Source organism: Agrobacterium sp. 10T429 (assembly GCF_056393925.1).
Genome location: NZ_JBFTGV010000007.1, coordinates 59,516 through 82,500 on the forward strand (window position 1 = coordinate 59,516; position 22,985 = coordinate 82,500).

The following is a 22,985-nucleotide window of genomic DNA, read 5'->3' on the forward strand; positions in this document are numbered from 1 at the left end:
TTCAGGCTGACGTTGCATGGCTGACTGCCGGAGGGTCTTCATGTTCTGGTTCCTGCAGCGAATTGCCATTTCTCTGGCACTGCTCTGGGTCGTTACCAGCCTCGTCTTTCTTTCCATTTATATGGTGCCAGGCGATCCGGCTGAACTGCTGCTTTCAGGAGAAGGTTCGACGCCCGACGCGGCTTCGGTTGCGCAGTTGCGCAACGATCTGGGCCTCGACCGGCCGATACTGACGCAATATGTCGATCGGATGTCCGGCCTCATTCGCTTTGATCTCGGCAACTCGATGATCGACGGTTCACCGGTCGCACCCGAAATTGCCAAACGCCTGCCGCGTACACTTGAGCTGATCGCAGCCGCCGCGATCCTCAGTTTGATCATCGGCTTACCGGTCGGCGTTGTCGCAGCCTTGCGACAGGGCGGCAGTTTCGATCGCGTCTCGAATTTTCTTGCCGGTTTTGCCCAGGGCATCCCGGTTTTCGTCGCCGGTACATTGATAATTCTGGTCTTTGCCCAGATGTGGAAGCTGGTGCCAGCCGGTGGATATGTCAATATTTCAGACGACCCCGGCAAGCATCTGATCCTGCTGGCAATGCCCGCCTTCGCCATAGCGCTCGGTCTTGCGGCGATCGTCGTGCGCATCGCGCGTGCCTCAGTGCTCGATGTTCTGCCGCTGGATTATGTCCGAACCGCACGCGCCAAGGGGCTGCCGCAACGGCGCATCATTGCCCGCCACGTGCTGCGCAACGCGCTGATGCCGGTCATCACGGTCTTCGCGCTCAATCTTGGCGGCCTGTTCGGCGGCACGGTGCTGGTGGAATACGTCTTCAACTGGCCGGGTCTCTCCGGCATGCTGGTCAGCGCCGTCAATTCACGCGACTACCCCACAGTTACCGCGGTCATCCTGGTCATTTCGGCCCTGTTCATCACGCTCAACCTCATCGTCGATATTGTCTACGGTGTCACCGATCCGAGGATTCGCAAATGACGCGCTCGCTTCGTCTCGTCTGGCCGCTGCTGCTCGCTCTCATCGCACTGATATGCCTGCTTGCTCCAGTACTGCCCCTGTCAGATCCTCTGAAGATGACCATGGGTCAGCGGTTCGCCGGGCCTTCTTCAGCTTTCCCGCTCGGGCAGGATGAAATGGGCCGCGACATTCTCTCCCGTTTGGTCTTCGGCATCCGTATCTCGCTGTTTATCGCCCTCTCGACCTCCATCCTTTCGGGCGTCATCGGTACCGCATTCGGCATTATCGGCGGTTACATGCGAGGTTTTCCGGAAATCCTGACGCTCAGGGCCATGGATGTCGTGCTCTGTTTCCCCCCGCTTCTCCTCGCCATGCTCGCCGTAACCCTTTATGGGCCAGGCCCGATGACACTGATCCCCGTGCTTGCCGCAGTGTTCGTTCCCGGCTTCACCCGCATCGCCTATGCCAGCGTGCTTACCGTTCGCTCGCAGGATTATGTCGAGGCGGTACAGGCCATGGGTGCCAGTAACATCCGCATCATGTTGAAAACCATTTTACCCAACATCATGGGACCTCTTCTGGTTCAGGCCAGCTTCGTCACGGCGGCGGCGGTTGTGCTTGAATCGGGCCTGTCCTTCCTTGGTCTCGGCGTCGTCCCTCCCTCGCCCTCACTCGGGCTGATGATCGGAACCGGCCGGGCGGCCATCGCTCATCAGCCCATGCTGCTTGTCTGGCCCTGTCTGGCGCTGGTCGTGATGATCCTCGTGCTCAACGGGGTCTGCGATCTGCTGCGCGACTGGCTCGATCCGCGTTCGGCGGCAGGAGCCGTCCTTGCGGGCGGCGGCAAGAGCGGCGTATGAAACAGGAAAAAGTGACAATGACCGAAACCACGCCTCATCCTGTCCTCTCCATCCGCAATCTCAAGGTCTCATTCCTGCGCGACGGCACGTTGAACCCAGTGGTTCGCGAGCTGAACCTAGACATCCATGCCGGGGAAACACTTGCGATCGTTGGAGAAAGCGGTTCCGGCAAGAGTGTTACGGCACTGTCCGTGATGCAGCTTCTGCCAGAAAAGACGAGCCGCATCGAAGGCTCGATCAAGCTCGACGACGAAGAGCTGATCGGCGCTTCCCCTGCTCGCATGCGTGAAATCCGTGGCAACCGGGTGGCGATGATCTTCCAGGAACCGATGACGAGCCTCAATCCGGTACTGACCGTCGGGGAACAGATCGCGGAAGCCCTGATTGCCCATAACGGTATTTCGAAAAGCGTGGCACGGACGGAAACTTTGAAACTGATGGAGAAAGTGCGGATTCCCTCCTCTGCCAAACGTATCGACGATTACCCGCACCAGTTTTCCGGAGGCATGCGCCAGCGCGTGATGATTGCGATAGCACTTGCCTGTCGCCCCGCCCTTCTGATTGCCGACGAACCGACCACGGCGCTTGACGTCACCATTCAGGCGCAGATCCTCGACCTCATCAAAACCCTGCAGGAAGAGGAAGGTACCGCTGTGCTTTTCATCACCCATGACATGGGTGTCGTCGCTGAAATCGCCGACCGTACGCTGGTGATGTATCGTGGCGACCAGATCGAGACCGGCACGACATCAGACGTCTTTGCCAGCCCGCAAAAGCCCTATACGCGCGCCCTGCTTTCCGCTGTGCCGCAACTCGGTTCGGCCGGCGAGGATGGCCCAAGTCCTTTCCCAATTATCGACATGGAAACAGGACAGGCACTGCCACAGAAGAAGCGGCCCGATACCATCGACGCGGCGAGTGGCAAGCTTCTCGAGGTCAGGAACCTGTCGGCGCGGTTCGAGATGCGATCCGCCTTCACCCGGATGGTGCACTCGCGCGTGCATGCGGTCGAAAATGTCAGCTTTTCGCTGTCGCGGGGTGAGACACTTGCGCTGGTAGGTGAATCGGGCTGCGGAAAATCGACCACTGGCCGCTTGCTGGCCGGGCTTAACCGGCCGCATTCCGGTTCAATCCATATCCACGGCGCGGATGTTGGCTCCTTCACCAGATCGGACCTGTCCCGTCAAGTTCAGATGATTTTTCAGGACCCCTTCGCCAGCCTCAATCCCCGCCTGACCGTTGAAAACGCCATCGCGGAGCCTCTTTTGATCCATGGGTTGGAAACGCCCCGCAATGCCCGAAAGCTTGCGCGTGATCTGCTTGGCGAAGTCGGTCTGGTTGGGGCGATGGCGAGCCGTTATCCGCATGAGTTTTCCGGCGGGCAACGCCAGCGCATTTGCATCGCAAGAGCGCTGGCTCTCCAACCCGAACTCATCATTGCCGATGAGGCGGTTTCGGCACTCGACGTTTCAGTCAAGGCTCAGGTGGTAAACTTGTTACTGGACCTTCAGGAACGACTGAAACTCGGCCTGCTGTTCATTTCCCACGACATGGCAGTTGTCGAGCGCATGAGCCATCGCATAGCGGTAATGTATCTCGGCGAAATCGTTGAGACCGGACCGCGCGAAGCTGTTTTCTCCAATCCGCAACATCCCTATACCCGGCGCTTGCTATCGGCCGTGCCGCTACCAGATCCCTCACGCAGGCATCTGCGGCGCAGATTCGCTGATACAGAGTTGCGCAGCCCAATCCGGCCGAAAACCTTCACGCCGCCAAACCGCGAATATCGCGAAGTTACACCCGGCCACATGGTTCAGGTGTGGAATGAGGAGTGGGCCTGATCTGGCCCTGCGCTTCCGTATCAGCCTGGACGACCTGACGGGAAACCTGGAAGTTTTCCGAGCCGTAAGATGTCTGCGGGATGACCGGCGCGGCAAGTATCAGCCCGCCTGTAGCACGTCTCGCAGAAGCGGGACCGCGCGCCGGACGCCATCTCTTGATCTTTCAAAGTCTTATCGCAAATTCTCCAGCGAGCGGTGCAGTCGCCCGAAACGCTCCAGGCGGAACGGCGCCGGATCGACGCATGGCTTGGAGCCTGTCACCAGATCAGCCGTCAGCGCTCCGGCACCGGGGCCGATACCGAACCCATGGCCGGAAAATCCGACGGCCAGATAAAGGCCGGGAATGGCACTGGCAGCAGAGATCACCGGAACGGCATCCGGCGTGACATCCATGAGGCCGCCCCAGGTAGCCGTGATGCGGGCATTAGCAAATGCCGGGAAGGACTTAGACAACTTGTCGATACCTTGGGAAATGAGCTTCGATGACGGAACCGGATCGAGAACGCGGATCTGCTCGAACGGCGTCACAGCGTCACTTTTCCATTGGCGGGGCATCGCCATTTCCCGCAGGAACTGCCCGCCTGTCCGCAAGCGTAATGCCCGCCAGTTTTTAACGAACGACGGCAGGTAGTCGGCGAACAGACGGAAGCTATCCGGAGTTACGGGCGCAATATCCGCGTTGCGCTGCGCTACCGTGAAGCCGCCATCATGACGGCGACGGAAGGCGAAATCGTTACCGCCCACCGGCATATCCGTCATGCCATCAACACCCGACAGACGCGCGACGCTGCCGAGGATTTTGAGGATCGGAATATCAATTCCCATATTGCCTGCAAAAAGCCTGGACCAGGCGCCACCCGCCAGCACGACGGAAGAGCAGCGGATTTCGCCATGTTCCGTCACCACACTGCTTACCTTCCCGGCGGAGCGTTCGATTGACCGGACCGCACAGCCCGTGAGGATATGAGCACCCTTTGCGGCAGCACCGCGTGCCATGGCGGGAACCGCCATGAACGGTTCGGCCTTGCAATCGCTCGGAGTGTGCATCACGGCCCTGAACTGCCTGCCCATGCCCGGCACCAGCGCGTGCATTGCCTCACCGCGCACAATGCGCGAGTCGAGACCCACTGAGGCGGCATGTTGGAGCCACTCCTCGTAAAAGGCGACGTCAGCGTCCGTCTCGCACAGATAGGCAATGCCGCACTGGCGCAACCCGGTTTCGGCGCCGACCCGCTCGTTCATGCCTCTCCAGAGCCTCAAGCTTTCCATGGAAAGCGGCAACTCGGCCGGATCACGCCCCATCTGGCGCACCCAGCCCCAGTTCCGGGACGATTGCTCACCAGCGATCAGCCCCTTTTCACAGACGGCAACGCTGATGCCACGCTCGACCAGAGACAACGCTGTCGATACGCCGATGATGCCGCCACCGATAACCACGACATCCACGTGCGCAGGCAGGGTCTTCGACGGCAAGACGGCATCAGGAATTATTCTGGACATTTTTTAGCGCCTGTTGAGGGTGGACGTGCGTTTGCGGAAGCTGGCGATCCGTTGCTCGGTCCGGTCTGGGTCTGCGAATGCTGCAACATCGGAAAAAAGCAGGTCGGCCTCCGCTCGCGTCATCAGTCCGCAAGCCACGGAAGCCTCCTGGACGGACAGGCCGTTGGTGGCCGCATGCTTGGCGACGGCAGATGCCGCCGGATAGCCGTAAATCGCCACGAGTGCTGTCGACAGGGCAAGCGATCCGGATGCATCTTTGAGGCCGCGCTCCGTATTGACGTTTATCCCCGAGATACAATGGGAGACAAAAAGCGGGATCGCGCGTCGCATCAAACGAATGCTTTCGCTGATGGCTTCGAGAATGATCGATTCCCAGACATTGAGGTCAAGTTCACCCTCGGCGGCGCGGGTGACTGTGGCATCATTACCGATCACACGGAAGGAGACCTGCATCATCATTTCAGGCATAACCGGATTGACTTTGCCCGGCATGATCGACGAACCCGGCTGCACTGCCGGAAGGGTGATCTCGGCAAGCCCCGCCCGCGGTCCTGATGACATCAGGCGCAGATCGGCCGCAAATTTCGACAGGGTCAGGGCGATTGCTTTCAATGCCGCTGAAATCCTCACCCAATCGTCGGCATTTTGCAGCGCGTCGAAAAAATTCTCCTCCGGCTGATAAGATTTGCCGGTTAGTGCCTGCAATTCTTCGAAGACGAAGCGGCGATAGGCTTGCGAGGCGCCAAAGGCAGTGCCGACGGCAGTGGCGCCAAGCGGCAGCCGCAGACAAATGTCTTCCAGACCAGACATCCCCACCATCTGTCGCTCAAAGGCGGCTGAATAACCTGAAAACTGCTGACCGAAAGTGACAGGGAGCGCATCCTGCAAGCAGGTTCGACCAAGCTTGACCACGTCGCGAAAGGCATTCTCCTTGACCCGAAGAGCATCGACGAGAGAGCCCAGTCCTGCGCGKAGGCCAGCCAGTTCACCCCCAACCGCCATTTTCATTGCCGAGGGGATGACATCGTTAGTGGATTGCGCCATGTTGACATGGGTATTGGCATGAACGGGATCCTGTCCCTTCCTGCCGGTCAGAATTTCACTTGCCCTGTTGGCCAGGACTTCGTTGACATTCATATTGGCCGCAGTGCCGCCGCCGCCATGATAGATATCGACAGGAAAATCCTGCCTGCCTGGCATTACGGCGTGTTCGCTCGCAGCCATTTCGATTGCCCCGGCGATCTGCGGATCAAGGTCGCCGGCCCTGCAATTGGCCCGTGCGGCAGCCTGCTTTATGGCAATAATCGCCGGGATGAAGCCTTCGATATCGGCGATCGTCCGGCCGGAAATCGAGAAATTCTCGACCCCGCGCGCCGTCTGGATGCCATAGGCCAGGGCGGCCGGCATCAGCCGTGTTCCGAGCGCATCTTCTTCCAGGCGCATTTCCGCTTGCCCTTCATCCATCTCAACGCCCCGGCCGGTCGAGGAAATCGCGCAGACGATACCATCCGGTAAAGGCAGGCAGGAACCATGGCTTGCCGGAATAGAAAGGAACGGCGGTGAATTTTTGCCGGTCGAACGCCGATTTGGCGTTTTGCTCGCCCAAGATCTTTCGCGCCGTCTGATAACCGAGATAGGTCATCAGCGCGACACCGTTGCCATTGCATCCCACCGCAAAATTCGCACCATCGCGCTCACCGATATGAGCGAGCTTGTCAACCGTCATGGCGACACTTCCGACCCAGGAATGGGTGATCTTGACGCCAGCGAGCTGGGGCCAAACAGCCAGCATCCTGGCATAGATGTGCTTTGCGGCGCGCCTTTCCGACATTTCGAACACACCCGGGCGCGAACCGAACAGCAGCCGCGTCCCGTCCGTAGACGGTCGGCTGAAGATGAGATCCCGGCGGGTGTCCGAAATCATGCGGCCCTGCGGGATAAGCTCAGCCATCAGATCGGCCGGCAACGGCTCGGTAGCGATTTGATAGCTCTTTACGGGCACGAGCCGGCGCGCCAATTCCGGCGTCGCATCATCCGCCGTATAGCCATTGGTCGCGACGATCACATCCTTCGTGCGGATCATCCCACGCGCCGTTGGCACAATCTTATCGCGGTTTGGCCCGTCCTCAACGACGCCAGCACGGGCGTGGGAACGCAGCATGACACCGGCAGCCTTGGCCCGCCCGCGCAGCGCCTTGTGGTAAAGTCCCGGATGCAGGCCGCCATAGTCATCTATCAGCATACCCCCGTGATAATAATCCGAACCGATGGCCGCGCGCTGCTGATCTCGATCAAGGAAGCTGACCTTCACGCCAGTCTTTTCGGCAAGCAGAGCGCCGTGGCGCTTCAGCGTCACGTAGTCTGTGGCGGTGTGGGCGCCAAAGAAGCGACCAGTCAGCTTCAGCCCGGCATCGAGCTTCTCCGTGTCGATTAACATTTTCAGATATTCGAAGCTTTCGTTACTTTCGCCGATAAGCCGGTTGATCAACTCCGGGTCAATTCCCTTGATCGCGCCTCCAACGACGAGCTTCTGGCCGCTGGACACCATTCCGCCGGACCTCGTCGAGCAACCGGAACCGAGCCGGTCACTGTCCAGCACGACAACGGAGCGTCCGGCACGCGCAAGGTGGGTTGCGGCAGCAAGACCGGCATAGCCGGAGCCGACAACCACGACGTCGGCATACTCGGGAACGGGATCGAGATTCGTCTCCGGCTCGGCCTCCTCCCACCAATAGGGAGCTTCCTTGAAATCGGCGGCGTAGATATCGTCAAACTTACGCATTGCATACCGGGCCGCTGAGGCCCGCCTTTCAGGAGTTTTGGGCAATCACAGAACCTGGCCAAGAAACTCGCGTGTGCGCGGATCTTTTGGATGGTCGAACAGCTCGACGGGTGGGGCACTTTCAACAATCAACCCCCGGTCGGTGAAGCAGACGCGGTGTGAAACCTCACGCGCGAATTTCATTTCGTGGGTGACGAGGACACAGGTCAGCCCTTCCTCAACAAGCTCGCGGATCGTAACGAGAACCTCCTTGACCGTTTCCGGGTCCAGGGCGGCAGTCACCTCATCGAAAAGAATGACTTCCGGCTGCATGGCAAGCGCGCGGGCAATAGCCACCCGTTGCTGCTGGCCGCCGGAAAGCTGGCCAGGATAGCTGTCGGCCTTTTCCGACAGGCGCACCTTGGCGAGAAGCTTCCGGGCGCGATCCGCGACCTCTGCCTTGTCATGGCCGAGCACTTGGATCGGCGCCATCATGATGTTTTCCAGGGCGGTGCGATGCGGAAAGAGATTGTACTGCTGGAACACCATCGCCACCTGGTGGCGCAATGGCCGCATTGCCTTCTCGGTGCGCATCTCGTGCACCTTGTGATTTCCCACCCGGATAAAACCCTCATTGACCGGAATCAGGCCGTTGATGCAGCGCAAAATGGTCGACTTTCCGGAACCGGACGGTCCGATGATGCAGACAGCCTCCCCCTTGCCGACGCTGAGGGAAATTCCTTTCAGGACCTCGAACGTGCCGAAAGATTTCCGGATGCCATCGATCTCGATCAGGGCGTTGGAGCGGTTCATAGATTGTCTCCTTTAACCGCATGCTCCAGGCGCCGCGCGAAGATCGCGATCGGGTAGCAATAGGCAAAAAACAGGAAGAGGATGGTCAGATAAAAATAGACGAGCGCCCGTTCGCTCTCCATCGCCAGTGAGGTGTTGAGGATGGTCAAAACGTCCTGAATACCCGTGACCGTGGCAAGCGCGGTTGCAATCATCAGCAGGGCATAGAGGTTCATCCAGCCAGGTATCATCCGGCGCAAGGCCTGGGGAAGGATGACGTAACGATAGATCTGCAGCTGGGTGTAACCGAGCGAACGGGACGCCTCCCATTGACCGCTATGGATCGACTGCACCGCCCCGCGAATGACTTCGGAGAAGTTTGCCGCCGTCGGTAACGCCAGCCCGATGACCGCCTTTACGAAAGGCGGGAAAGGAACGACGAAACCGAATATCTTCATCTCGAAAGGAAGAATGTAAAGCATCGCGAAAAGCAGGACGAGCCAGGGCGAGTTTCGCAGGAAATTCATGACGAAAAATGCCGGCAGGCGAATGAAGGGCGATTTTGCGAGCGTCGCAAGACCCATCACGGTGCCAAGGGTAGTCGCCACCGCCATGGAGGCAATCGACAGCAGGATGTTGAGGATGAAGCCGCCACTTATCGGCCAGCCGGAGCCGGAGCCTGTCAGGAGCAGTGGCAGGCGCACGGCGACGCGGTTCCAGTGTTGCGCGCCGCCGGCGAGTGCATCGATCGCAATCCAGATTGCCACCGCAAGCGCGATGAAAAGCAGGACGGCACGTTTCTTGTTTTCGTAAGTCATGGTGGAGACCATGGTCAGTGTCCCTTTCCATAACCGGGGAAAGCCATCCAGGCTTCGAGCCTGGACATTGCAAATGTCAGGATGGATACGAGCCCCACATAGATGACGAGCACGAGGATCATGACCTCGAGTGTGCGAAACGTGTCGTTGTAGATCTGGCCGGCGTAATACATCAGTTCCGGCACCGTAATGACCGACGCCTGAGAGGTTGTTTTGAACAGGTTGGTGAGAATGTTGGTAATCGCCGGCAGGCTGATGCGCACAGCAATCGGCGCCTCAACTTTCCAGAAACGCGACCACCGGCTGTATCCGAGCGACCGGGCCGCTTCTATGATCGACCGCGGCATGGTTTCGATGCCGGACCTGAAAGCCTCGATGGCCAGCGCTCCGCCGAACAGGCTGAGCGAAATCGAGGCGCAGGCGAATGCACTCAGAAGCGGCATCTGCAGACCGGTGGAGGGATCGGTAACTTTCAGCCCCAGCGTCGACAGCGTGAAATAGGCAAAAAGCATCTGCAGCAGTGGCGGCGTGTTGCGGAACACCTCCACGAACAGCTCGATGATGGCATCCAGCCAGAAAATCCGCAAAGTCAGCGCAAGCGCACCGAGAAGGCCGATGATGATCGCGGCACTGGATGACAGTGCCGCAAGCTTGAGTGTGTTGAGGACCCCGGTGAGCAGCCATTGCTGATAGGCTGGATCCGTAAGCCAGGAATAATCAAGACCGAACAATAGCTGCTCCAGACCCTATCAGTTCAGTTTTGCTTTGGCAGCCTTGGCGCGCTCGGCAATGTAATCGGCGTGGGGAATATTGAACTCGGTTTCCCAGGCGATCATCTTGCCTTCGGCTTCCGCCTTGGTGATGGCCTTGTCCACGGCCTCCTGGAACGCCTTGTCGCCTTCGCGGATACCACCTGCCATCGGCAGATACTCATAGGTGGGGACGGCGACCTTGTAGCCTTTCCAGTCCGCTTCCTGAACCTTGAGGTCAAGGGTCATCTGGTCGAAGACAAAACCCACGCAACGATTGTCGCGCAAAGCGCGCATGGCCTCCGGTTGGGTCTTGAAGGCAACAAGCTGGATTCCGAATTCCTCGGTCATCTTCTTGTTATAATATGATCCCTGAATGCCGCAGACCGGCTTACCCTTCAGCTCCTCCCATTTGCTGGTGGTCGCTTCTTTGGCCATCATGACGGCCGGGCCTGGCGACGATACGTAAGCGGTGGTGAAATCGATGACCTTGTCGCGCTCCGGCGTGACGCCAAGCGTCGCGAAAATCGCATCGATACGACCAGCGGTCAGGAACTCGATACGATTGGCGGCAACGACCGGTACAAATTCGATCTTGTCTGAAGACCCCAGAAGTTCCTTGGCGACGTATTTCGCCAGTTCGACTTCGAAGCCGATGATCTCACCCTTGTCGTTGAGATACCCATAAGGTGGATAATCGTTCTTGACGCCGACGATCAGCTTGTCGCGGGCCTTGACGTCATCAAGCGTACCGGCGAGCGCGGCACTGGCCGCCAGCATGCCCAAGGCCGCCAGGGCGGTAGTTGCGAGAATGTTTGCTGCTTTTTTCTTCATTTTGTTCCCCTGTTTGTTCAAGCGGGTCTGGCGTTCTCGAAACCCGCAGGTCGTCTTCAAAATCAAGCTGCCTACAAAATATTCACTTATTTAATCTGCTCAATTTTGGTCATTGAATACGCAGTTTTCTCATTATACAAGTTATTGAGATTTTATTTTCATAATGTGAGACAGTATGGCCAAATCCACCCAATCCTCCTCTGGTGGCGCGCAGCTTCTGGATCGAGCGGTAGCTCTTCTCGATCTTGTTGCAGACGGAGGCGTACAAGGCGTCACGCTCAAGGAACTGACGAACAGATCCGGACTCAACACGGCTACTTGCCACCGCATCCTCAACACGCTGGTCGGCCACAAGCTCCTCGCCCGTGACGACAGGAAGCGCTGTTACCGGCTGGGCGCGCGTATGGCGATTTACGGTGCGCGCGCCGCACGTGGACCTGGCATCATCAGCCGCTGCGAAATGGCGTTGACCCGCATTCGGCGCCGAACCGGCGATACCATCCACCTGATGGCCCGGCTTAACCACGATTCCGTTTGCCTCGACAGACGCGACGGAGAATGCGTGGTGCCGACACTGACCGGCTCGATCGGTGGTTCGGTCCCGCTTGGCGTCGGTCCGGGCTCAATTGCCATGCTCGCCTTCCTCGAAGAGGACGAACAGGAATTCATCATCCGCGCCAATATCGAGCGCTATGCCGCCTACCGCGATCTCACCGCCGACAAAGTGCGCCGACTGATCGCTGAAACACGCGAACGCGGTTATGCAATCGACGTCGGCGAGCTTATCCCCGGGATTGCCGGCGTTTCCGTGCCGATTTTTTCGGATGGTACAACGCCAAACGCTTCCCTTGGCTTCACACTTTTAAGTGCCAAGCTGGAGCCCGGCACACTAGAGCAATATGCGATGCTGCTGAAGGACGAAATCTCGGCGATCGTCGATCAATAGCTGTCATCGAGCAGGCAGTTGACCCAGAATTCCGAAACACTCGCGCGGTTCGGCAAACTGACGACATGCAGGATGGAGCTGGCAATATCTTCAGGTTGGGTCAGGGTGTCCGACGGCGTCGCGCCTGCCAGAGGCAGCCCCATATCAGTCGCAACGAAACCCGGACATATGGCGGTCGCCCTCACACCCTTGTCGAAACCGGCATGACGGATTGCATGCGACAGGCCAAGGGCTGCGAATTTCGAGACCGAGTAGGCGCCAGACACTGCCGATTTGACCCTTTTCCCCGATAGCGAGGCGACAATCGCCACGCGACCTGCTCCGGACGCGATTAGCGGATCCCAGCAGGCCTGCACAAGGCGCCGCGGGCCATTGACGTTGACGTCCATCAATGAGGCGAACTCCTCGTCAGTCGCTTCCACCACGGTCTTGCGCACCATGACGCCGGCGTTGGCAACAACAGCATCGATGCGCCCGAACCGTGCCAGAACGGCAGCCGCCCAGTCGACAGGCGATTGCGGGGCGAGCGCGTCATAGGCCTGCACGTGGACTAACGCTGGATCTGCCCATTCAGGCAGTAGCGGCGTGCGCATTCCAAGCGAGACCTTCCAGCCGGCCTCCATAAAGGCCCTGCCGGTGGCGGCACCGATACCGCGATTGCCTCCGGAAATGAGGACGGTTTTCCTGTCGGTCATATATGTTTTCCTTTCTCAGGCATGGGGGAGAAGGGTGGCGCCTTCTTTGCTGGTTGCACGGTTTTCCTGCATGCGAAAATAACGAAGGCGCAGACCGGGCGCGAAGGACATCAGCAACGGCGCCCTGTGCAGCGGTTCGATTTTCAGGGAGAGATCCTTGTCCGGCACGCCCAGCGCCCATTCTGACAAGACACCGCCAAGCATGGAGCCGGTTGGCACGCCGCGGCCAGAAAGTCCCGTACAGGCAACGATGCCGGGCGCCAGATCATAAAGCCTCGGGACAGTGCGCATCTGCATGTCCAGTTCGCCGAACCAGAAATATTCCCAACGGATTTCCTCGCTGATCTGCGGATGAAGGAATTTCAGCCGGTCTGTGAGAACCTGCCGGGTATAGTCAGGGTCGGCGCCACGCTGGCCCATGGGGAACATGGAGGCAACAATGCGACCTTCACGGTTGTATTTGTAGACATAGATATCGCCGCGCCCATCATGCATGGTCGTATTGTGGGGCAGGACTTTTGCGCGCGTTTCCGGATCGAGCGGCTGGGTGGCCGCGAGAAACACTTTCTTGATGCGGAAGCTTTTATCGAGGTTTTTCCAGCCACCGACGGTGTAGGCGCCGGTCGCGAAGATCACCTTTTCAGCCAGCACAGTGCCCCGGGGCGTTCGCACGGACCATTTCCCGGCCTCTGGCTGGACATCCTCGACCGGGGACGCGGTAAACACCTGCCCGCCCTCTGCGATAACGGCGCGCGCAAGGCCACGTGCGTATGAAAGCGGGTTCAAATGACCGCCCTCCTCGTGATACCAGGCGCCATAAAAACGAGGGCTGCCTGTCAACGCTTCGACCTCGTCCCTTCCAATAACCCGGCAGCGCGCGCCAGCGCCGGCATATGCATCAGACTTCATCTGCAGCGTGGACATGGCGCCGGGACGCAATGCGCCCATAACATAACCATTTTGGACCCATTCGCAGTCGATTCCGTAGGTCGAGATCATCTCGACGACGCGATCATTGGCCCGCGTCTGGCGGTGAATAAGGCGCTCCGCCCAGGGCTCGCCCAGAATTTTCCCGAGCGACGGCAGGCTGTAATAGCTGAAGGTCGGGGTGCAGTGGCCGGCATTGCGTCCCGAACCGCCAAAACCTGCCTCTTGCGCTTCGACCAAAGCAACCTTGACGCCCCTGCGCGCCAGCTCCAGCGCCGTCGTCAGTCCGGTATATCCCGCGCCCACGACACAGACGTCCACATCGACACGGCCTTCAAGCGTCGAGGTTTTCGGCGCGGGCGCTGCGGTTGCAAACCACAAGGTTTGGTCAAAAGGTGAAAATTTTCCCAAATTCGTTCTCCTCAAGGCACACGAAAGTAATCCGGGAACGGCACAGTTCCGGGAAAAGATGTCTCGACATGGATTACAGATGAGCACTGCTGATTTTCTATGCGTGCCAGATTTTACATCAAATCGTCAATCGCGATCTCACATTACGACCGCCACGGCGTTGTTTTTTCATATAGTGATTTTTTTTGCCGCGAGACGAGGCAAGCATGGATCGGCAGATTGCCGAAACAACACCGGCCACTGCCGGACGCATTGAGGTCGGACCCGATTATTCAACCGCCAACACGAGACTGCCCAGGGCTTGACTCGCGGAAAATCAAAAGATATGTCACTTTCAATTCTAATATATCAGTTAGGCATTTGATATGTCTGTTACCCTTGAATTCCCATCGTTACCGCTGTCCGAACTCGTCACMCCCCAAGACCTGCCGGCTGACGGAAACATGACCAACAGGATCCATGCCTTACTTCGCAAGCTGATTGTCGAGGTGAAGCTGCTCCCAGGGCGGGCGCTGTCGGAAAAGGAGATCGCGACACTGCTGCATGTCAGCAAAACGCCCGTCCGCGAGGCGATCATTCGCCTTTCCGAAGAAGGTTTCGTGACTGTCGTGCCGCAAGGTGGCACCTACATCTCGCCGATCGACGTTCAGCGGTACATGGAGGCCTGTTTCATTCGATTCAAGCTGGAAGAAGGCGCTGTGATCGAGGCAACCAAGCGGCATTCGCTGGAAGACATCGCACGGCTGAAAACCTGTCTGTCGCAGCAGCGCACTGCCGCCGCGGATGAGGAATTCACTAACTTTTTCCTGCTCGACGAGGAATTCCACCGCACGATCTTTTCAGCAGCTCGCCTTCCTGGAGCCTGGAGCGTCGTAAATCAGGCGAAAGGCGAAATGGACCGAATGCGACACCTGAAGCGCGTTTTTGCAGTCCGTCGCACCGAGAAGGTTATCGAAGAGCACGAAGCAATCGTGAACTCAATCGAATCCGGCGATGTCGAAGCCGCAAGAGAGGCCGTACAGCGCCACCTCGGATCACTCGAAACCAAAATCGCAGAACTCTCCAAGAACCCGAAGATCTGGACCTTCATCGAGCAGGTCAACACGCGCGTCACGAGGAAGCGCGCTTCACGGGGGCAGAAGACGCCTGACTGAACATTCAAGGCTTTTGAGGAGGGGCCTTTCATGTCCGCAGTTCAAATCAACGACGTCGTCAAGCGCTATGGTGCCCTTGAAGTCGTCCACGGTATCAATCTTTCCATACAGCCGCAGGAATTCGTTGTCCTCGTAGGTCCTTCGGGATGCGGAAAGTCCACCACGCTGCGCATGCTCGCCGGGCTGGAAGACATTTCGGACGGCACCGTTTCAATGGACGGCCGAGTGGTCAACAAGATCGCGCCCAAAGACCGCGATGTCGCGATGGTGTTTCAGAACTACGCGCTTTATCCGCATCTGAGCGTGGCCGATAACATCGCTTTTGGCCTGCGAGTGAGGGGCGAAAAGCGAGCGGTTATCGACAAGGCGGTGGCAGAAGCTGCACAGGTCCTCGGGCTCACCGAATATCTGGGCCGCAAGCCGGCGGATCTTTCCGGTGGCCAGCGCCAACGTGTAGCCATGGGTCGTGCCATCGTGCGCAGGCCGAAAATCTTCCTGTTCGATGAACCTCTCTCGAACCTCGACGCAAAGCTGCGCACCCACATGCGGGCCGAGATTAAACTGCTGCACAAGCGGATGAACGCCACCAGCATCTACGTGACGCACGATCAGGTCGAGGCAATGACACTTGCGGACCGCATCGTCATCATGAATGGCGGCCATATCGAGCAGGTCGGTTCGCCGATGGAAGTTTTCCTCGAACCGGCCAACACGTTCGTCGCAAGTTTTATCGGCTCACCGCCCATGAACCTTCTGGACGGGACGATCGAAAAGCAGGATGGCACCGTAAAGGTCAAAATCACGGGTAGTGCCGGACAACGCTTCAGCGTCCCGGAAGCATTTGCGAAAAATGCGACGGAAGGGCAGCAGGTCAAACTCGGCCTGCGACCCGAAATCATGTCGGTAGAGACCGAAGACAGTCGTGAAAACCTCAATTGCAGCATCGACCTCGTGGAGCCCTTGGGCGCGGAGGCTCTGCTCCACGGCAGGGCTGATGGCCAGCCATTTATTGCCAAGGCGGAAACACTTTACGGCGATCATACTCTCAACGGCGTCACACGACTTGGCATCGACACCACACGCATCCATGTCTTCGATGCGGCAACCGGAAGGTCGCTGAAAACCCCAAGCGGGGCGCGACCATGAAAAAGGGTTTTCAGGGACGCCTTCACGATCTCCAGGAAGATGTTCGCCGCGACTGGCAGCTCTACCTGCTTCTCGCTCCGATGATTATCTGGTTCGCCGTCTTTCTCTATAAGCCCATGTACGGGCTGGTCATCGCGTTTCAGGACTTCTCGATTTTTCGCGGCATTGCAAAGAGCCCGTGGGTCGGTTTTGAAAACTTCGCGGAGCTCTTTCACAATGACATGTTCATCCGCGCCTTCTGGAACACCCTAAAAATCAGCGCTCTCGGCCTGATCTTCGCGTTTCCGGTCCCGATCATCCTGGCCTTGATGTTCAACGAGGTTCAAAACAGCGTTGCCCGAAGCTGGGCCCAGACGATCGTTTACCTGCCGCATTTCATTTCGGTGGTGATCGTGGCCGGCATCGTCATCAACTTCCTGTCGCCGTCGATAGGCATCGTCAATCTTCTGCTGAAAGGCCTTGGATTCGAGCCGATATACTTCCTGACCCAGCCGGAATGGTTTCGTCCGATTTATATCGGCTCGTCGGTCTGGAAGGAAGCGGGCTTCGAATCCATCGTCTATCTCGCCGCCATCGCTGGCGTGAGCCCGACGCTTTATGAATCTGCCCGTGTGGACGGGGCATCGCGCTGGCAGATGATGTGGCGGATCACCCTGCCCTGCATCCTGCCGACAATCGTGATCATGCTGATCATCCGCATCGGCAATCTGGTCGAGGTCGGGTTCGAATATATCATTCTGCTCTATCGGCCATCCACCTATGAGACGGCAGATGTCGTTTCCACCTTCATTTACCGCACCGGCTTGCAGGGTACCCAATACGATCTCGCGACGGCCGCCGGACTGTTCAATGCGGTTATCGCTTTCGTCCTCGTCTATTCGGCAAATCGCATCAGCCGAAAAGTCTCGTCGACATCGCTTTGGTGAGGAGCTGAAAGATGGCAAACTTCAATCTTTATTCCCGCGGCGACAGGATTTTTGGCTGGGCAAATGCCATTCTTCTGGGTCTGTTCGTTCTGTCGACGCTTTATCCCTTCATCTATGTGCTTTCGGTCTCGCTATCTTCGGGGGCCGCCGTCACGGCTGGCCGTGTCACGCTATGGCCGGTTGATGTGACCCTTGCCGCTTACGACAGGGTATTGTCCGACAGGATGTTCTGGGTCGCCTATGGCAACACGTTCATCTACACCTTCGGCGGCACGCTGATGAGCCTGCTGATCATGATACCCGGAGCCTACGCCCTTTCGCGCAAACGCCTGCGCGGCCGCACTTTCTTCAACATCGCCATCGCTTTTACGCTGTGGTTCAACGCCGGCATGATCCCTTTCTTTCTGAACATGCGTGATCTTGGACTTCTCGACAGCCGCTTCGGCATCATCCTCGGATTTGCGGCAAACGCCTTCAACGTCATTCTGCTGCGCAACTTCTTCGAAGCGGTGCCAAAGTCCTTCGAAGAAGCCGCCAAAATGGACGGTGCAAGCGAGTTGCAGCTGCTGTGGAAGGTGTTCATTCCGCTTTCCAAGCCCGCAATCGTCACCGTTGCGCTGTTCTGCATCGTTTCGCGGTGGAACGGTTACTTCTGGGCGATGGTCTTGCTGCGCGGCGAGGAGAAGATCCCGCTTCAGGTCTATCTGAAGCGCGTGATCGTCGATCTTAACTCGAATGACGAATTCGCATCGAGCCTGCTCACCGCCCACTATTCGTTCGAGACGGTAACATCCGCGATCATGATCGCTTCCATCATTCCCGTCCTCATCATTTACCCCTACGCGCAGAAGTATTTCACCAAAGGAATTCTGCTGGGCGGAGTCAAAGAGTAGCAGCACAAGGGAGGAGAACCTGTGAGAGCACTACGAAAAGGCACGCCCCTACTGGCGTTGATGACAGCCGCAACCCTGGCCTTGCCGGCATCGGCGCAGGATTCAGGGAAAATTTCCAAGGATCCGCTGGAGCTTACGATCCACTTCCACTTCCGGGACAAATACGTCTACTCGGAAAAATGGCCGGTGGAGCAAAAGGCCGCCGAGATCACCAACATTCATGTCCGCAACGTGGCGTCGCTGGCGACCACCAGCAGCCGCGATGCATTCAACCTTCTGATCGCCTCGGGCAACCTTCCCGACATCGTCGGCGGCGACGCCACGGGCGGGCTGAAGGAAGACTTCATTCGCTACGGGTTGGAGGGCGCATTCATTCCACTCGATGACCTGATCGAGGAAAACGCCCCCAACCTCAAGGCATTCTTCGACAGCCACAAGGAAATCCGCAACGCCATCTCCGGACCGGACGGCAAGCTCTATTTCATCCCTTACGTCCCCGATGGCAAGTTCTCGCGCGGTTGGTTCATCCGCCAGGATTGGCTCGACAAGCTTGGGCTGAAGCAGCCGGAAACACCGGAAGAGGTCTACGAAGTTCTGAAAGCCTTCCGTGACAAGGACCCGAACGGCAACGGTCTCAAGGATGAAGTTCCCTACTTTGCCCGTGAGGAAATCGATGCGGTCCGCCTTATCAATCTGTGGGATGCGCGCGTGTCCGGATCCGAGCGTTATGGCGACTTTGCCGTTTATGACGGACAACTTCGTCATCCCTGGGCGGAGGAAAACTACAAGACCGGGATTTCCAACGTGGCCAAATGGTACAAGGAAGGCCTGATCGACAAGGAGATTTTCACCCGCGGTGCTCGCTCGCGTGAATATCTGCTGGGCAACAATCTCGGCGGCATGACGCATGACTGGTTCGCCAGTACCTCGACCTACAACGACGCCCTGTCGCCAAAGATCAACGGTTTCGCGCTAAAGCCGATGCTGCCGCCAAAGACGGTCTCGGGCCAACGGTTTGAGGATTCCCGTCGGCTGCGTGTCCAGCCCGTCGGCTGGGCTATTTCGGCGACCAACGAACACCCGGTCGAAACAATCAAGTATTTCGATTTCTGGTTCTCTCAACAGGGGCGCATCCTGTCGAATTTCGGCGTCGAAGGCCTGACCTACGAGATGGTCGATGGCAAGCCGCAATTCAAGAAGGAAATCCTCGACAACAAGGACCCGGTGAATGCCCAGTTGTGGGCGGTCGGTGCGGCGATCCCGCGCGGATACTGGATGGACTACGAATATGAGCGCCAGTGGACAAACAAGATCGCGCTTGAAGGCATCGATATGTACGACAAGTGCAACTGCCTCAAGGATGAGTTCATGGGCGTTTCCCTGAACGCAGAGGAAAAGGCGACATTCGACCGCTACTGGCCAAGTATCCTCACCTACATGACCGAGATGCAGCAGACCTGGATACTGGGTGCCCAGGACGTCGATGCCGGCTGGGATGCCTACAAGAAGCGCCTCACGGCACTCGGTTACGACGAGGTCATCAAGATGATGCAATCGGCCTATGACCGCCAGTACAAGGCCGCGCAATAAACCTTCGACCGTGATGGCGGCTTTGTCGCCGCCATCCTTTCCCTTATGTTTTCATAGGAGTTAGAGCGCAATGTGTCCCTCTGCCCCGGCAATCTCCCGACAGACACTTCTCGATGAACCCCGGCCGGGTTCATTGACCATTGGCTACGAGCCGAGCGAAGAAGTACCGCCGACGGAGAACCCTCCGCGCTTTTCATGGCTGCCCGACATCGACGACGGTGCGCGCTACGTATTGCGGATTTCGTCCGATCCCGGTTTTGCAGACAAAAAGACGCTCGTCTTTGAAGATCTCGCGTGGAATTTCTTCACGCCGGACGAAGCCCTTCCGGAAGGCCGCTATCACTGGTGTTATGCGTTGTGGGGCCCGACGTCCGCGACGCCGGATTCCAACTGGAGTACCGTGCGCAGCTTCGAGATCGACGCTTCGCTGCCGAAAACGCCGCTACCAAGCAGGCAGGCCCGTCATGCAGCCGCGCATGCCAGCCATCCACGGCTCTGGCTCAATCCGGAACAGTTGCGCTGCTTCTCGGAGGCGGTGGCAAAGGACCCCAATCATTGCAGTTGGTCCGAGTTCTACGAGAAATCGGTAAAACCCTGGCTTGAGCGGCCGGTCATGCCGGAACCTCAGCCTTATCCCAACAATATGCGCGTCGCAGGACTCTGGCGACAGATGTATATCGACTGCCAGGAAGTGATCTATGCGATCCGGCACCTGGCCATTGCCGGTCGGGTGCTCGGACGCGACGATCTACTCGATGCGTCGCGCAAGTGGCTGCTGGCCGTCGCTGGCTGGGACCCGAAAGGCGCGACCTCCCGGGCCTATAATGACGAGGCGGGGTTCCGTATCGTCGTGGCACTCGCCTGGGGCTATGACTGGCTATACGACTATCTGAGCGAAGACGAGCGCGAGACCGTACGCTCGGTTCTTCTTGAACGGACGCGGGAGGTCGCCGACCATGTCATTGCGCATGCCCGCATCCACGTGTTTCCCTATGACAGCCATGCCGTACGTTCGCTTTCGGCAGTACTGACGCCGGCCTGTATCGCGCTTCAGGACGAAAGCGACGAGGCGGGCGAATGGCTCGATTATACCGTTGAATTCCTTGCCACCCTCTATTCTCCCTGGGCTGGAACTGACGGTGGCTGGGCGGAAGGGCCGCATTACTGGATGACCGGTATGGCCTACCTCATCGAGGCCGCCAATCTGATCCGCTCCTATATCGACTACGACCTCTATCAACGGCCATTTTTCCAGAACACCGGGCGTTTCCCGCTTTATACCAAGGCGCCGGGAACCCGCCGCGCCAATTTTGGCGACGACTCCACGCTTGGCGATCTTCCCGGCCTGAAACTAGGTTACAATGTTCGGCAATTTGCCGGCGTTACCGGCAACGGCCATTACCAATGGTATTTCGATCACATCAAGGCCGATGCGACGGGCACAGAAATGGCCTTCTACAATTACGGCTGGTGGGACCTGAACTTCGACGATCTCGTCTATCGTCACGACTATCAGCAGGTGGAAGCAGTCTCGCCTGCAGACTTGCCGGCACTCGCTATTTTCGATGATATCGGTTGGGCGACCATCCAGCAACATATGGAAGACCCGGAACGGCATCTGCAATTCGTCTTCAAATCCAGTCCCTACGGTTCGCTAAGCCACAGCCATGGCGACCAGAATGCCTTTGTCCTCTATGCCTACGGCGAGGATCTGGCGATCCAGTCCGGCTATTACGTGGCGTTCAACTCGCAGATGCATCTGAACTGGCGCCGTCAGACACGGTCGAAAAACGCCATCCTGATCGGCGGCAAGGGACAATATGCGGAAAAGGACAAGGCACTCGCGCGTCGTGCTGCAGGCCGTATCGTATCGGTTGAGGAAAATCCCGGACATGTCCGGATCCTCGGAGATGCGACGTCTGCCTATCAGGTCGCGAACCCGCTGGTTATGAAAGCGCAGCGCGAAATGCACTTCGTCAACGACAGCTATTTCGTGATTGTCGATGAGGTGGAGTGCTCCGAGCCCCAGGAACTGCAATGGCTTTGCCATACCACAGGGTCACCGCAGACCGGCAAGTCGAGCTTTCGCTACAATGGCCAAAAGGCGGGCTTTTACGGCCAGTTTGTCTTCTCGTCAGCCGGCACACCGCAGATCGCGGCCGTCGAAGGTTTTCCCGACATTGATCCCAAGGAGTTCGAGGGTCTTGATATCCACCATCACGTCTGCGCCACGGTTCCAGCAGCAACTCGGCATCGGCTGGTCACCCTTCTGGTGCCTTACAGTTTAAAGGAGCCGAAGCGCATCTTCAGCTTCATAGACGATCAGGGTTTTTCGACCGACATCTATTTCAGCGACGTCGACGACGAGCGTTTCAAGCTCTCCCTTCCCAAGCAATTCTAACCATACGAGGTTCTTCAAATGCAGCGTTTTACCAACATGACCGTTGTTGTAGCCGGCGCCGGCCGGGATATCGGCCGGGCATGCGCCATTCGTTTTGCGCAGGAAGGCGCCAATGTCGTCCTCACCTATAATGGAGCCGCTGAAGGTGCGGCCACGGCCGTTGCCGAAATCGAAAAGCTTGGCCGTTCGGCTCTGGCGATCAAGGCAGACCTGACAAACGCAAGCGAAGTAGAGGCTGCCATTTCTGCTGCCGCAGACAAATTCGGCGAGATCCATGGCCTTGTCCATGTTGCGGGTGGGCTTATCGCCCGCAAGACAATCGCTGACATGGACGAAGCCTTCTGGCATCAGGTCCTCGACGTCAACCTGACGTCGCTGTTCCTGACAGCCAAGGCCGCACTGCCCAAAATGGCAAAGGGCGGCGCGATCGTAACCTTCTCGTCGCAGGCGGGCCGTGACGGCGGCGGGCCGGGCGCGCTCGCCTATGCCACTTCCAAGGGTGCAGTGATGACCTTTACCCGAGGACTTGCCAAGGAAGTTGGCCCGAATATTCGCGTCAACGCCGTCTGCCCCGGCATGATCTCCACCACCTTCCACGACACCTTCACCAAACCCGAAGTGCGTGAAAAGGTGGCAGGCGCCACATCGCTGAAGCGCGAAGGCTCAAGCGAAGACGTTGCCGGTCTGGTGGCGTTTCTTGCGTCCGACGATGCTGCTTATATCACCGGCGCCTGCTACGACATCAATGGCGGCGTCCTGTTCTCCTGATATCCG

20 protein-coding genes are annotated in these 22,985 nt (G+C 58.1%); 11 read left to right on the forward strand and 9 right to left on the reverse strand.

What is annotated here, in order from left to right:
• Positions 1 to 40 precede the first annotated feature (40 nt).
• Genes AC1DCP_RS16710 through AC1DCP_RS16720 form a run of 3 tightly spaced genes read left to right on the forward strand, consistent with a single transcriptional unit; the run spans position 41 to position 3,668 of the window.
• On the forward strand, positions 41 to 988 hold the full coding sequence (locus tag AC1DCP_RS16710; protein WP_013761253.1) for an ABC transporter permease: 948 nt from the start codon (positions 41 to 43) through the stop codon (positions 986 to 988).
• Positions 985 to 1,827: an ABC transporter permease gene (locus tag AC1DCP_RS16715; RefSeq protein ID WP_035199211.1), complete on the forward strand. Its 843-nt coding sequence runs from the start codon at positions 985 to 987 to the stop codon at positions 1,825 to 1,827. Before AC1DCP_RS16710 ends, AC1DCP_RS16715 begins: the two co-directional genes overlap by 4 nt.
• A gap of 17 nt (positions 1,828 to 1,844) precedes the next feature.
• Complete coding sequence (locus tag AC1DCP_RS16720; protein ID WP_112674016.1) at positions 1,845 to 3,668, forward strand: ABC transporter ATP-binding protein; 1,824 nt, start codon at positions 1,845 to 1,847, stop codon at positions 3,666 to 3,668.
• Positions 3,669 to 3,839: 171 nt separating this feature from the next.
• Here AC1DCP_RS16720 and AC1DCP_RS16725 read toward each other — a convergent pair whose 3' ends face one another.
• From AC1DCP_RS16725 to AC1DCP_RS16755, 7 genes are read right to left on the reverse strand one after another with little or no spacing between them, the layout of a single operon-like run.
• On the reverse strand, positions 3,840 to 5,168 hold the full coding sequence (locus tag AC1DCP_RS16725) for an NAD(P)/FAD-dependent oxidoreductase (protein WP_112673930.1): 1,329 nt from the start codon (positions 5,166 to 5,168) through the stop codon (positions 3,840 to 3,842).
• Positions 5,169 to 5,171: 3 nt separating this feature from the next.
• Positions 5,172 to 6,632, reverse strand: coding sequence for a lyase family protein (locus tag AC1DCP_RS16730; RefSeq protein WP_476774481.1), 1,461 nt, complete (start codon positions 6,630 to 6,632; stop codon positions 5,172 to 5,174).
• Between the two features lies 1 nt (position 6,633).
• The gene (locus AC1DCP_RS16735; RefSeq protein WP_476774482.1) at positions 6,634 to 7,950 is read right to left on the reverse strand and encodes an NAD(P)/FAD-dependent oxidoreductase; all 1,317 of its coding nucleotides are present in this window, start codon (positions 7,948 to 7,950) and stop codon (positions 6,634 to 6,636) included.
• 45 nt (positions 7,951 to 7,995) lie between these two features.
• Complete coding sequence (locus AC1DCP_RS16740; protein WP_013761259.1) at positions 7,996 to 8,742, reverse strand: amino acid ABC transporter ATP-binding protein; 747 nt, start codon at positions 8,740 to 8,742, stop codon at positions 7,996 to 7,998.
• A complete protein-coding gene (locus AC1DCP_RS16745) occupies positions 8,739 to 9,551 on the reverse strand; it encodes an amino acid ABC transporter permease (RefSeq protein ID WP_003517556.1) in 813 nt (270 codons plus the stop codon). The genes AC1DCP_RS16740 and AC1DCP_RS16745 overlap by 4 nt, the downstream gene beginning before the upstream one ends.
• Before the next feature lie 2 nt (positions 9,552 to 9,553).
• On the reverse strand, positions 9,554 to 10,270 hold the full coding sequence (locus AC1DCP_RS16750) for an amino acid ABC transporter permease (protein WP_003517557.1): 717 nt from the start codon (positions 10,268 to 10,270) through the stop codon (positions 9,554 to 9,556).
• 18 nt (positions 10,271 to 10,288) lie between these two features.
• Positions 10,289 to 11,122 (reverse strand): transporter substrate-binding domain-containing protein, encoded by an 834-nt coding sequence (locus AC1DCP_RS16755; protein ID WP_013761261.1) that lies wholly within the window; start codon positions 11,120 to 11,122, stop codon positions 10,289 to 10,291.
• Positions 11,123 to 11,297: 175 nt separating this feature from the next.
• On the opposite strand from AC1DCP_RS16755, the gene AC1DCP_RS16760 reads away from it, so the two are divergent.
• Complete coding sequence (locus AC1DCP_RS16760) at positions 11,298 to 12,068, forward strand: IclR family transcriptional regulator (protein WP_019566338.1); 771 nt, start codon at positions 11,298 to 11,300, stop codon at positions 12,066 to 12,068.
• Here the strand turns inward: AC1DCP_RS16760 and AC1DCP_RS16765 are convergent.
• Both AC1DCP_RS16765 and AC1DCP_RS16770 read right to left on the reverse strand, forming a co-directional pair.
• Positions 12,062 to 12,763, reverse strand: coding sequence for an SDR family NAD(P)-dependent oxidoreductase (locus AC1DCP_RS16765; protein WP_019566339.1), 702 nt, complete (start codon positions 12,761 to 12,763; stop codon positions 12,062 to 12,064). The genes AC1DCP_RS16760 and AC1DCP_RS16765 overlap by 7 nt on opposite strands.
• A 15-nt stretch (positions 12,764 to 12,778) precedes the next feature.
• The gene (locus AC1DCP_RS16770; RefSeq protein WP_476774483.1) at positions 12,779 to 14,101 is read right to left on the reverse strand and encodes an NAD(P)/FAD-dependent oxidoreductase; all 1,323 of its coding nucleotides are present in this window, start codon (positions 14,099 to 14,101) and stop codon (positions 12,779 to 12,781) included.
• A 443-nt stretch (positions 14,102 to 14,544) separates the two neighbouring features.
• Here AC1DCP_RS16770 and AC1DCP_RS16775 point away from each other — a divergent pair, with 443 nt between their 5' ends.
• The 7 genes from AC1DCP_RS16775 to AC1DCP_RS16805 all read left to right on the forward strand — a co-directional run bounded on the left by AC1DCP_RS16775 (position 14,545) and on the right by AC1DCP_RS16805 (position 22,979).
• Positions 14,545 to 15,255, forward strand: coding sequence for a GntR family transcriptional regulator (locus AC1DCP_RS16775; protein ID WP_035199230.1), 711 nt, complete (start codon positions 14,545 to 14,547; stop codon positions 15,253 to 15,255).
• 30 nt (positions 15,256 to 15,285) lie between these two features.
• Entirely contained in the window at positions 15,286 to 16,401 is a 1,116-nt protein-coding gene (locus AC1DCP_RS16780) for an ABC transporter ATP-binding protein (protein WP_320187675.1), read from the forward strand.
• On the forward strand, positions 16,398 to 17,327 hold the full coding sequence (locus AC1DCP_RS16785; protein ID WP_060642748.1) for an ABC transporter permease: 930 nt from the start codon (positions 16,398 to 16,400) through the stop codon (positions 17,325 to 17,327). Before AC1DCP_RS16780 ends, AC1DCP_RS16785 begins: the two co-directional genes overlap by 4 nt.
• Before the next feature lie 11 nt (positions 17,328 to 17,338).
• A complete protein-coding gene (locus tag AC1DCP_RS16790) occupies positions 17,339 to 18,220 on the forward strand; it encodes a carbohydrate ABC transporter permease (protein ID WP_003517572.1) in 882 nt (293 codons plus the stop codon).
• A 60-nt stretch (positions 18,221 to 18,280) separates the two neighbouring features.
• A complete protein-coding gene (locus AC1DCP_RS16795) occupies positions 18,281 to 19,810 on the forward strand; it encodes an extracellular solute-binding protein (RefSeq protein WP_003517573.1) in 1,530 nt (509 codons plus the stop codon).
• A 70-nt stretch (positions 19,811 to 19,880) separates the two neighbouring features.
• Positions 19,881 to 22,211 carry an alginate lyase gene (locus tag AC1DCP_RS16800; protein ID WP_476774484.1) on the forward strand — a complete coding sequence of 777 codons (2,331 nt, stop codon included), beginning with the start codon at positions 19,881 to 19,883 and terminating at the stop codon, positions 22,209 to 22,211.
• 18 nt (positions 22,212 to 22,229) lie between these two features.
• Positions 22,230 to 22,979 (forward strand): SDR family NAD(P)-dependent oxidoreductase, encoded by a 750-nt coding sequence (locus tag AC1DCP_RS16805; protein ID WP_035199236.1) that lies wholly within the window; start codon positions 22,230 to 22,232, stop codon positions 22,977 to 22,979.
• The last annotated feature ends 6 nt before the right edge of the window (positions 22,980 to 22,985 follow it).